Consider the following 10,511-nt stretch of genomic DNA (forward strand, 5'->3'; position numbering starts at 1 on the left):
CACTGGAGCTAAATGGATACCCCTTTATTATATACAGTATCACCTTCACCTTGCGCCATCTCAATGCGGACATCGCAGTTCCATGGTCGCGCGGCCTTGGCAGCCCGGGGCACGCGCTTCAAAACCCGGCTATAGTGATAGGATGTCCCGTTTTGGCCGCCCGTTAGCGCGTATTTATCCGCGCACGCCGGCCTCTCGCACCATCATTCGAAAGCAAGGCAAGACATGGAACAAATCCGTATCCGCGGCGCACGCACGCACAATCTCAAGAACATCAACCTTGATTTGCCGCGTAACAAGTTAGTCGTCATCACCGGGCTGTCCGGCTCGGGCAAGTCCTCGCTCGCGTTCGACACCCTGTACGCCGAAGGCCAGCGCCGCTATGTCGAGTCGCTCTCGGCCTACGCGCGCCAGTTCCTGCAGCTGATGGAAAAGCCCGATGTCGACCTGATCGAAGGCCTGTCCCCGGCCATTTCGATCGAGCAAAAGGCGACCTCGCACAATCCGCGCTCGACCGTCGGCACCGTCACCGAGATCCACGACTACCTGCGCCTGCTGTACGCGCGGGTGGGCACGCCGTACTGCCCGGACCATCCCGACGCGCCGCTGGCCGCGCAGACAGTCTCGCAGATGGTCGACGCCGTGCTGGCGATGCCGCCCGAGACCAAGCTCATGATTTTGGCGCCGGTTGTGGCCAACCGCAAGGGCGAGCACGCCGACCTGTTCGCGTCGATGCAGGCGCAGGGCTTCGTGCGCTTCCGCGTCCAGAGCGGCACGGGCGAGGGCAAGATCTACGAGATCGACGACCTGCCCAAGCTGAAGAAAACCGAAAAGCATACGATCGACGTGGTCATCGACCGCGTCAAGGTCAACCCCGAGATCAAGCAGCGCGTGGCCGAAAGCTTCGAGACGGCGCTGCGGCTGGCGGACGGGCGCGCCGTGGTGCTCGAGATGGACCGGGCCGCCGAAGGCGGCGCCGGCGAGCATGTCTACTCGAGCAAATTCGCCTGCAACGCCTGCGGCTACTCGCTGCAGGAGCTCGAGCCGCGCCTGTTCTCGTTCAATAACCCGATGGGCGCCTGCCCCGAATGCGATGGCCTTGGCCATATCGAGTTCTTCGACCCCAAGCGCATCGTCGCCTTCCCCAATTTGTCGCTGGCCTCGGGCGCCGTCAAGGGCTGGGACCGGCGCAACCAGTTCTACTTCCAGATGCTGTCGAACCTGGCCGCGTTCTACGAGTTCGACATCGACATGCCATTCGAGCAGCTGGCGCTGGCGGCCCAGCAGGCCGTGTTGTACGGCTCGGGTAAGGTCCAGATCCCGTTCACGTATGTCAATGAGCGCGGCCGCACGGTGATCCGCGAGCACACCTTCGAGGGCGTGGTCACGAATTTGTCGCGGCGCTACCGCGAGACCGATTCGATGGCGGTCAAGGAGGAGCTGGCCAAGTTCATCAACGAGAAGGAGTGTCCCTCGTGCGCCGGCGCGCGCCTGCGCGTGGAGGCGCGCTACGTCAAGGTCGGCACCGGCAAGCAGCAGCGCGCCATTTATGAAGTCGCGCGCAAGCCGCTGCGCGAGTGCCTCGATTTTTTCGAAAAGCTCACCCTCAAGGGCTCGAAGAAGGAGATCGCCGACCGCGTGGTCAAGGAGATCATCTCGCGCCTCAAGTTCCTCAACAACGTCGGCCTCGAATACCTCTCGCTCGACCGCAGCGCCGACACCCTGTCGGGCGGCGAGGCGCAGCGCATCCGGCTCGCCTCGCAGATCGGCTCGGGGCTGACGGGCGTCATGTACGTGCTCGACGAACCGTCGATCGGCCTGCACCAGCGCGACAACGACCGCCTGATCGAAACGCTCAAGCACCTGCGCGACATCGGCAACAGCGTGCTCGTGGTAGAGCACGACGAGGACGCGATCCGCACCGCCGACTACGTCGTCGACATGGGCCTGGGCGCGGGGGTGCACGGCGGCGAGATCATCGCCCAGGGCATGCTGGCCGATATTTTGAAGAGCAAAAAATCGCTGACCGCGAAATACCTCAACGGCTCGCTCAAGATCGCGGTGCCGAAGAAGCGCCACGTCGCCAATCCGGATCGCCAGCTGGTGATCACCGGCGCGACCGGCAATAACCTCAAAAAAGTGTCTTTGAATCTGCCGGTCGGCTTGCTCACTTGCGTGACTGGGGTTTCGGGCTCGGGCAAGTCGTCGCTCGTCAACGACACGCTGTATCCGGCGCTGTCGCGCCATTTGTACGGCTCGCAGACCGAGCCGGCGCCGCACGAATCGATCAGCGGGCTTGAGCACTTCGACAAGGTGATCTCGGTCGACCAGGCCCCGATCGGGCGCACCCCGCGTTCGAACCCGGCGACTTACACGGGCCTGTTCACGCCGATCCGCGATCTGTTTTCGACGGTGCCGGCGGCCAAGGAGCGTGGTTACAGCGCGGGCCGGTTCTCGTTCAACGTCAAGGGCGGGCGCTGCGAGGCCTGCCAGGGCGACGGCGTGATCAAGGTCGAGATGCACTTTCTGCCGGACGTGTACGTGCCGTGCGATGTCTGCCACGGCAAGCGCTACAACCGCGAGACGCTCGAGGTGCAATACAAGGGCAAGAACATCACCGAGGTGCTGGCGATGACGGTGGAAGAGGCGCACGTGTTCTTCAAGCCGGTGCCGGTCATCGCGCGCAAGCTGCAGACCTTGCTCGACGTGGGCCTTGGCTACATCAGGCTGGGGCAGAGCGCGACGACGCTGTCGGGCGGCGAGGCGCAGCGCGTCAAACTGTCGCTCGAGCTGTCCAAGCGCGACACGGGACGCACGCTGTACATCCTCGACGAGCCGACCACGGGCCTGCATTTCCACGACATCGACCTGCTGCTCAAGGTGATCCACCGCCTACGCGACCAGGGCAACACGCTGGTGATCATCGAGCACAACCTCGACGTGATCAAGACGGCCGACTGGATCGTCGACCTGGGGCCCGAAGGCGGCGCAGGTGGCGGCCGCATCATCGCCAGCGGCACGCCGGAGGAAGTGGCGAAAAACCCCGAAAGCGTGACGGGCAAATACCTCGGCCCCTTGCTCACCTAAACCGGATTTTAACCAACCGGAGCAGCGTTTTGTAACCGGGGTCTGACCCCGGTTACAGGAAGCGGCAAGAAACCCCGCAGGCGTGACGGGCAAATGCTCGGCCACTTTGCTCACCCAACACAGTTTTTAACCGCTCGTATTGCCGCCTTTTTAACCGGGGTCTGACCCCAGTTACGAAACATTTCGTAAGTGGGGCCAGAGGGAGGCCCGCCGTGCACTGCGGGCCCGTTGCGCAAGGGCGTGGCGATGCCACGCCAAATCCCTGCTCCACCCCCGGTTACAAGGCAATTTCAGTCGGGAATTAAAAAAGGCGGGGCCTCCTTGTAGGAAGACCCCGCCTTTCAGATAAAGCCCGCATTTAACGGGCGCTCATCTTCTTACATTGCCAGGCGCTTTTCAAGAGCCGCCTTGGTCTCCACCAGTTGTTCCGGAAGATGGTAAGCGAGCTTTTCGAACAGCTCGCTGTGCAACTTGAGTTCTTCAAGCCAGGCGCCTTTGTCGATCGAGGTGATCGTGTCGAACTGCTCCTGCGTGAAATCGATGCCGTCCCAGTTGATGTCGCCAAAGGTCGGCGTGGTGCCGAACACGTTCTCGACGCCGCCGGCCTTGCCTTCGATGCGCTCGAGCATCCATTTGAGGACGCGCATGTTGTCGCCAAAACCGGGCCAGACGAACTTGCCCTCGGCGTCGGTGCGGAACCAGTTGACGCAGTAGATCTTTGGCAGTGCCGCGGGATTGATCGCGCCGATTTTTTCGCCCATGTTGAGCCAGTGCTGGAAGTAGTCGCTCATGTTGTAGCCCATGAAAGGCAGCATCGCGAACGGGTCGCGCCGCACAACGCCCATCTGGCCGGCGGCGGCGGCGGTGGTCTCGGAGCCCATGGTCGCGGCCATGTACACGCCCTCGACCCAGTTGCGCGCCTCGGTCACCAGCGGCACCGTGGTCGAACGGCGGCCGCCGAAGATGAAGGCGGAGATCGGCACACCGGCTGGATCGTCCCAGGCCGAGTCGATCACCGGGTTTTGGGTCGCGGCGACCGTGAAGCGCGCGTTCGGGTGGGCCGCCTTGGCGCCGTTGCCCGGAGTCCAGTCCTTGCCCTGCCAGTCGATCAGGTGCGCCGGCGCCTCTTTGGTCAGGCCTTCCCACCAGACGTCGCCGTCGTCGGTCAGCGCGACGTTGGTGAAGATGGTGTTCTCGTTCATCGATGCCATGCAGTTCGAGTTGGTGCGCGTGTTGGTGCCAGGGGCGACGCCAAAGTAGCCCGCCTCGGGGTTGATCGCGTACAGGCGGCCGTCGGCGCCCGGTTTGATCCAGGCGATGTCGTCGCCGATGGTGGTCACTTTCCAACCGTTGAAGCTGGCCGGCGGGATCAGCATCGCGAAGTTGGTCTTGCCGCAGGCCGAGGGGAAGGCGGCGGCGACGTAGTGCTTTTTGCCTTCCGGCGATTCGACGCCGAGGATCAGCATGTGCTCGGCGAGCCAGCCAGTGCCACCCGCTTGCGCCTCTTGGTGGCCCATGTTGGAGGCGATGCGCAGCGCGAAGCATTTTTTGCCGAGCAGCGCGTTGCCGCCGTAGCCCGATCCGAAGGACCAGATCTCGCGCGTCTCGGGGTAGTGCACGATGTATTTCGTGGCGTTGCATGGCCAGGCCACGTCTTTTTGGCCGGCCGCCAGCGGGGCGCCAACGCTGTGCACGCAGGGAACGAATTCGCCGTCTGTGCCGAGCACGTCGTAGACCGCTTTGCCCATGCGTGTCATGATGCGCATGTTGACGGCGACATAAGGCGAGTCCGACAATTCGACGCCAATGTGGGCAATCGGCGAGCCCAATGGGCCCATCGAGAACGGCACCACGTACAGCGTGCGGCCAGCCATGCAGCCATCGAACAAGCCGTGCAGCGTGTTGCGCATTTCGCCCGGGGCCATCCAGTTGTTGGTCGGGCCGGCCTGCTCTTTGGTGGCCGAGCAGATGTAGGTGCGGTCTTCGACGCGGGCCACGTCGGTCGGGTCGGAGCAGGCGAGGAAGGAGTTCGGACGCTTTTCCGTGTTGAGCTTGGTCATGGTGCCGGCGGCAACCATTTGGGCGCACAGGCGATCATACTCTTCTTGAGTGCCGTCGCACCAGTAGATGCTGGCCGGCTTGGTCAGGGCCGCGATTTCCGACACCCAGTTGATGAGCTTTTGATGTTTGATGTAACTTGGGACGTTAAGTGCTGCAACGCCTCCCATGACGGGCTGATTCATAAGTACCTCCAATGCCAATTAAAATTCTTGTCTGTCCCGGCACGGCAGGATCGTCGTCGGCTCTGGGCCTGCGCTCGGGAACGCTGTCCTGAGGATGGTTCGGCGCTACGTCGGTCATGTCGAAACTCGTCAAAATTTGCGAGCCTTGTGGAACTATGCTGCGGGGATCCGACAGGGTCAAATCCCAAAATTAGGGGGCGATTGTACACCCGCCAACTGCCGTTTTTATCACCACTGGCTCAAAAATGTAGGGATAATAGTTGACTAATGTAGTGGGCTATTCGAATTCATACGGATTCTGTCATTTACTTACCAATATTTGCCTAACTTCTGCGATCTACGATGAAAATAGCTATTTTGGATGATTACCAAGATTCTGTGAGGCAGCTCGACTGTTTCAAAATTTTGACGGGCCACGATGTCAAAATATTCACCAATTCGAGCCGCGGACTGGGCCAGTTGGTGATCAGGCTGGCCCCGTTCGAGGCGCTCGTGCTGAACCGCGAGCGCACCGCCCTGCCGCGCGCCCTGCTCGCGCGCCTGCCCAATCTGAGGCTCATTTCCCAGACGGGGGCGGCCGGTCCGCACATCGACACCGATGCCGCGACCGAGCTCGGGATCGCGATCGCGGAGGGCGCCGGCTCGCCCGTCGCGCCGGCCGAGCTGACCTGGGCCCTGCTGATGGCCGCGCAGCGCAAGATCGTCCCGTACGCCAACAACCTGAAGGACGGCCTGTGGCAGACGGCCTCGATCAATCCGGCCTTGAACGGCCTCGGCCTCGCGCTCCGGGGCAGCACGCTGGCGATCTGGGGGTATGGCAGGATCGGCCGCCTCGTGGCCGGCTATGGCAGGGCCTTCGGCATGCGGGTGCTGGTCTGGGGAAGCGAGGCCAGCCGTGCGGCGGCCGAGGCCGACGGCTGCGAGGCCGCGCCTTCACGCGAGCGATTGTTCGAAGAGGCCGATGTGCTCAGCCTGCACCTGCGGCTGACCGACGCCACGCGCGGGGTGGTCGGGGCGCACGATCTGGCGCGCATGAAGCCGGGCGCCCTGCTGGTCAACACAAGCCGGGCCGAGCTCATCGCCGAGGGCGCGCTCGAGGCCGCCTTGCTGCAGGGCCGGCCGGGACGCGCCGCGCTCGACGTCTTCACCAGCGAGCCGCTGGCCGCCGACGCGCCCTTGCTGCGCATGCCGACGGTGCTGGCGACGCCGCATCTGGGCTACGTCGAAAAAGACAGCTATGAGATGTATTTTTGGGCCGCGTTCGAGAACATCGTCAATTTTGCCGCCGGCACGCCAAGCAATATCCGCAACCCGGGCGCGCTCGATCGCCGTTAACCGACCGCCGTTAGCCGAGCTCTGGTTCGCCGCTGATCCGGATCGGTGGCGCCGGCATCACGTGGGTGCGCCTCCACAGGCCGGCCCAGCCCGGCGGCCAGCCCAACGCGGGGCCGCTGTAGGGCGCCAGCCCGGCGCGCACGGCGACGACCGGCACGGGCGGCGTTTCGCGCAAGCCGTCGCGGCCGGCGCGCTCCATGTCGAGGCTGTACATGTAGCCGGGCAGCAGCGCCGCGCAGACATCCTCGAACCACGCCGCATGGTCCTCGTCGCGCCCGAGCGCCTGCGCCAGCCCCTGCGGATCGAATTTGGCCAGCGCGTGGACCAATTCCTCGGCCGTGGCGCCGGGCGCGTCGCCCCAGCCCATGACCGGGTTGTTGTTGTACTCGGCGCCCGAGCCGTACCAGCCCTCGCGCCACGGGCGCTGCATCCAGTCGCGCTGGCCGGTGAACAAATGCCAGCGCCAATGCAGGCCCGACGGTTTGGGCCAGGAGTACAGATACAGCTTCTGGTAGCCGGCGCGGTGCAAGGCGCGCACCATCTCCATCAGGCGCGCGTGCGGCATGCGGTCGGGCGGGGTGCGGCGGAACAGGATCGCCTCGCCGTCGGCGTGCTGCACGGCGTCGGTCGACAGGTTCAGGTCGAGCGTGCGCGCCTCGCTGCCGAAGCGGGCGCTGATCCAGCCGGTCAGCAGATTGACGTGCGTGATGACGCCATAGCCGCGATGGCGGTGAAAAATGACGGTTCCGGGTGCGAGCGCTTGCATGGTTTGATCGGGCTAAATTGGTGACGGTCTACTACGGAAGCATGGGATTCTAGCGCAGTCGCAAAGTGGCATACGCGCGCTTGGCATTTCGACAGCCAGCGTGGATCACGTTATCATTAGGCACCTTTTTTCTTTGAAACTCCAGATCATTATGAGCTTGCGCATCATTGCCACCGGCGGTACCTTCGACAAACATTACGACGAGCTCACGGGTAAATTGGGCTTTTCGGACAGCCATATGCCGGCCGTGCTGGCGCGCACGCGCATGACCATCAAGGTCGAGCTCGAGCTGCTGCCGCTGCTCGATTCGCTCGACATGCACGATGCCGACCGCGCGCGCGTGCTGGCCAGCTGCCGCGCCGCGCCAGAGAAGGCGATCGTCATCGTGCATGGCACCGACACCATGAAGGAGACGGCGGCCGTGCTCGGCGAGGTCGCGCTGGGCAAGACCATCGTGCTCACGGGCGCGATGATTCCCTACGAAATCGCCAATTCGGATGCCTTGTTCAATCTCGGGTTTGCCAGCGGTGTCGCGCAGACCTTGCCGGCGGGGGTCTATGTGGCCATGAACGGCCAAGTGTTTGCTTGGGATAACGTGACGAAGAATCGGGCAGCGGGCGTGTTTCAGCCGTTGTGATGGTGCGAGGCAACCGCAACTACGTCGTCCTCGCGGATGCGGCGACCCTTACTGTGTATGCAACCATACGTCTTCGATAAGTTTGGGCGGGCATTTAAAGTACCCAAAAAATTCGATCTCCGCCTCTCTGCGGGTTCAGCATGGGGCAAACGCATGCGTTTGCACTTTTGCGGGAATGACGGCGGAGACCCGCGTCTCTGCGGGCGCAGAAGGGGTTCCGCGAAGGGGGGCCGAGCCCGTGCATGACGTGGAATCAATCTCCGCGTCTTTGCGGGCTCAGCATGGTTTGAGCCTTACGCCTTCGCCTCGCCACCCAGCGCCTCGACCAGATCGGTCATCAACTTCGACAATTCGCCCGTCATCAGCATCATGTCGTTGTCGAAACGCTCTTCGTCGTTCTTGGTGCTGGTGTCGTTTTCCTTGATCACGTCGAGCGGCTTGATGCTCTTGACCGCGAGCGACTCGGTGAGCACGAACGAAATCTTGTCATCCCACGTCATCGCCAGGCGCGTGCACTGCTTGCCGGCGGCGATGTGGCGGCGGATGTCGTCGACTTCGAGCGCGTGCTTGACGTAGCGCACGGCTGCCTTGCTCTCGCCCGTGGCGCGCAATTCCGTGTCCTGGTCGACCGTGAAGCCCACCGGCGCCTCGTCGGTCTCGAGCCAGGCGGTCATCACGCCGACCGGCGACTGTTGCACGCGCAGGCTTTCAAGCGGCAATTTGTCGACCGCCTTGAGCAGCAGCTTGATCACTTCGTCGGCCTTGGCCGGGCTGGCCGCGTCCACCACCAGCCAACCGTTGACCGGGTCGATCCAGGTCCACACATTGCTGCGGATGCTGAACGCGCGCGGCAACAGTTCGTCGGCCACGCGCTCCTTGAGTTCCTTCATCGCCTTCTTGCCCGGCGCGAAACCCTGGGCTTCTTCGAGCTCGGCGGCCTTGGCCTTGGCGACCTGGTTGATCACAGAGGTCGGCAGCAGTTTCTTTTCGGTTCCCAGCAGGATCAACATCTGTTTGTTGACCACGTGGACCAGGATGCCGTTGCCGCGCGGCGAATCCCAGCCTTGACGCAGCAATTCGTTGCTGGTGGCGGGCACAAAACTCTGGGGCGCGAGCGCCGCTTCGAGTTGCTCAGGTGTATATGCCCACGGCGCGGGCAAACGGTAAATCTGAAGATTCTTGAACCACATATTTGCTTTCCGGTTGTTTCAGTATTGCCAGAGGAACGCCATTTTACACGCTCGCAAGAGCGCTTCATGGCCGTGATGGGAAGAATGTTGTTCGCGTCAGTGTGCGCTCACTGCGCACTCCTCGTCGAACAGGCTCAGCTGCGCCAGCGCGGCCGACTCGCCCAGCCGCACGCCCACGCCCAGCAGGCGCACCGCGCGCCTGCCACGTGCAAAGCCCGTTTCCATGAGCTTTTCAAACTGGCCGCGATGGGGCGCCGCGCCCGCGCACTCGACCGTGGTAGTGGTGAAATCGCTGAAGCGGATCTTGACGAACAGCTTCTGCACGTGCCTCTCGGCGCCGCAGCGTTTGATGCGCGCGAGCAGGTTGTCCATCAGCTCGGGCAGCAGGGCGAGGCAGGCCGGCAGGTCGGGCACATCGGGGGTGTAGGTCTCCTCGACGCTGACCGACTTGCGCTCCTGCGAGTTGGACACGGCGCGCACGTCGATGCCGCGGCACAGCTCGAACAACCTGGTCCCGAAGCGGCCGAAATGGTGCTCGAGCTCCAGCAAGGTCCAGCCGCGCAGGTCGCCGCAGGTTTCCGCGCCCAGCTTGTTGAGCTTGGCCGCGGTGACCTTGCCGACGCCGAACAATTTCTTGACGGGCAGGGCGGCGACGAAGGCGTCGACCTCGTTCGGGCGCACCAGGAACAGGCCGTCGGGCTTGTGCCAGTCGCTCGCGATCTTGGCCACGAACTTGTTCGGCGCCACGCCGGCCGAGGCGGTGATGCCCACGGTCTCGGAGATGCGCGCCCGGATCTCCTGCGCGATCAGGGTCGCGCTGCCCTTGCAATGGGGCGAATCGGTGACGTCGAGATAGGCCTCGTCGAGCGAGAGCGGCTCGACCAGCTCGGTGTAGTCGTTGTAGATGGCCAGGATCTGGCGCGAGGCGATCCGGTATTTCTCCATAGCGGGCGGCAACACCACCAGGTCCGGGCAGCGCTGCATCGCCTGCGCGGTCGCCATGGCCGAGTGGATGCCGTAGCGGCGCGCCTCGTAGTTGCAGGTCGCGATCACGCCGCGCTGGTCCGCGCGCCCGCCCACCGCCACCGGCGACAAGCGCAGGGCCGGGTTGTCGCGCATTTCGACGGCGGCGTAAAAGCAGTCGCAGTCGCAATGGATGATTTTTCGGGTGGGTGGGTTCACTCTGGCGACGCGCACACCCCGCAAGGTCGCGCAAACACTGTAAATGCATAAGGGGTATCCAGTTAGCTCCA

General features: G+C 63.5%; 7 protein-coding genes. 3 read left to right on the top strand and 4 right to left on the bottom strand.

Annotated elements, in window-relative coordinates; genetic code table 11:
• The first annotated feature begins 225 nt into the window (after positions 1-225).
• Positions 226-3,087, top strand: coding sequence for an excinuclease ABC subunit UvrA (gene uvrA, locus C7C56_RS06625; protein ID WP_106756673.1), 2,862 nt, complete (start codon positions 226-228; stop codon positions 3,085-3,087).
• A 377-nt stretch (positions 3,088-3,464) separates the two neighbouring features.
• On the opposite strand, the gene C7C56_RS06630 is transcribed toward uvrA, so the two are convergent.
• Positions 3,465-5,330: a phosphoenolpyruvate carboxykinase (GTP) gene (locus C7C56_RS06630; RefSeq protein ID WP_106756674.1), complete on the bottom strand. Its 1,866-nt coding sequence runs from the start codon at positions 5,328-5,330 to the stop codon at positions 3,465-3,467.
• 342 nt (positions 5,331-5,672) lie between these two features.
• Between C7C56_RS06630 and C7C56_RS06635 the strand changes: the two genes are divergently transcribed.
• On the top strand, positions 5,673-6,665 hold the full coding sequence (locus tag C7C56_RS06635) for a D-2-hydroxyacid dehydrogenase family protein (RefSeq protein ID WP_106756675.1): 993 nt from the start codon (positions 5,673-5,675) through the stop codon (positions 6,663-6,665).
• 10 nt (positions 6,666-6,675) lie between these two features.
• On the opposite strand, the gene C7C56_RS06640 is transcribed toward C7C56_RS06635, so the two are convergent.
• A complete protein-coding gene (locus C7C56_RS06640) occupies positions 6,676-7,431 on the bottom strand; it encodes an L-asparaginase (RefSeq protein WP_106756676.1) in 756 nt (251 codons plus the stop codon).
• 151 nt (positions 7,432-7,582) lie between these two features.
• On the opposite strand from C7C56_RS06640, the gene C7C56_RS06645 reads away from it, so the two are divergent.
• Entirely contained in the window at positions 7,583-8,068 is a 486-nt protein-coding gene (locus tag C7C56_RS06645) for an asparaginase domain-containing protein (RefSeq protein WP_106756679.1), read from the top strand.
• Between the two features lie 293 nt (positions 8,069-8,361).
• Here C7C56_RS06645 and C7C56_RS06650 read toward each other — a convergent pair whose 3' ends face one another.
• The gene (locus tag C7C56_RS06650; protein ID WP_106756677.1) at positions 8,362-9,258 is read right to left on the bottom strand and encodes a recombination-associated protein RdgC; all 897 of its coding nucleotides are present in this window, start codon (positions 9,256-9,258) and stop codon (positions 8,362-8,364) included.
• Positions 9,259-9,354: 96 nt separating this feature from the next.
• Entirely contained in the window at positions 9,355-10,440 is a 1,086-nt protein-coding gene (gene dinB, locus C7C56_RS06655; protein ID WP_106756678.1) for a DNA polymerase IV, read from the bottom strand.
• Between the last annotated feature and the right edge of the window lie 71 nt (positions 10,441-10,511).

The sequence above is a fragment of the Massilia glaciei genome (assembly GCF_003011895.2).
GTDB classification, from domain to species: domain Bacteria; phylum Pseudomonadota; class Gammaproteobacteria; order Burkholderiales; family Burkholderiaceae_D; genus Telluria_A; species Telluria_A glaciei.

Excerpts from the sequence above, each read along its gene's own strand:
- uvrA (WP_106756673.1), top strand. The coding sequence starts at position 226 with ATGGAACAAATCCGTATCCGCGGCGCACGCACGCACAATCTCAAGAAC.
- C7C56_RS06640 (WP_106756676.1), bottom strand. The coding sequence starts at position 7,431 with ATGCAAGCGCTCGCACCCGGAACCGTCATTTTTCACCGCCATCGCGGC.
- C7C56_RS06635 (WP_106756675.1), top strand. The coding sequence starts at position 5,673 with ATGAAAATAGCTATTTTGGATGATTACCAAGATTCTGTGAGGCAGCTC.
- C7C56_RS06650 (WP_106756677.1), bottom strand. The coding sequence starts at position 9,258 with ATGTGGTTCAAGAATCTTCAGATTTACCGTTTGCCCGCGCCGTGGGCA.
- C7C56_RS06645 (WP_106756679.1), top strand. The coding sequence starts at position 7,583 with ATGAGCTTGCGCATCATTGCCACCGGCGGTACCTTCGACAAACATTAC.
- C7C56_RS06630 (WP_106756674.1), bottom strand. The coding sequence starts at position 5,330 with ATGAATCAGCCCGTCATGGGAGGCGTTGCAGCACTTAACGTCCCAAGT.